Origin of the sequence: Mesorhizobium sp. M0848, assembly GCF_040319805.1 — a bacterium.
Taxonomy (GTDB): Bacteria; Pseudomonadota; Alphaproteobacteria; order Rhizobiales; family Rhizobiaceae; genus Mesorhizobium.
In genome coordinates, this window is record NZ_JAMYOM010000086.1 from 1 (window position 1) to 676 (window position 676).

The window sequence follows — 676 nt, forward strand, 5'->3', positions numbered from 1 at the left end:
GACGAGGCGATTCAGTTTGGGACATCGTACTGGATCAAACTCGCAGAGAACACGCTCGCGGCTTGAGGTATTGGCGAGGACGAGCACTATTGTGGTCGGGACCTCTACGCCACCTATCTGCATTTGCGCCGCGGCGGCCGCATCGTCTCAGTCGCCGTGATGATCGCCTTGAGCGTCAACTCAGGCCGCCGCTATAGCGGACATGGACCACCTAGGCGCGCTCGATGAACGTCAGCTCGGCCAGCGCTATGATGCGGTTCTTATCGAGCGATGCCTGGAAGGCGAAGTCGAGGCCGGCCAGCGTCTCCTTGAGGGGCGCCATCATCAGCGCCGCGCCTTGATGTGAGGCTCGCGCGCAAGTTCCTCGCCCTCCGGGTGGCGGGTGTTGATCTCGGGGCCGGCCGAGTAAGGCGGTCCGTTTGGCAAGGCCACATTGTCGACGACGATTAAGCTGCCCAGATGGGGCCTTCCAATCGCCATTGGAGTTGGCACAGGAACGCAGATTTCCTGCGGCAATTGAGGAAAATCGGCGCAAATCGTCCTTCTTGCGCCGGTACATTTCGTGGAGTGTCCCGCTAAGGTGGTTCGCCGTTCGATGGAACGTTGAGGACCTTCATACATGATATCGCAGCCTTCACGTTTTCTTGGTATCCTCATGCTCGACCACGGGCAGCAG

At 59.8% G+C, this 676-nt stretch carries 1 protein-coding gene; it reads right to left on the reverse strand.

Annotation, left to right across the window (positions count from 1 at the left end):
- Positions 1-324 precede the first annotated feature (324 nt).
- The coding region (locus tag NKH95_RS33390) for a hypothetical protein (RefSeq protein WP_352894628.1) at positions 325-676 on the reverse strand (352 nt) is incomplete at its 5' end.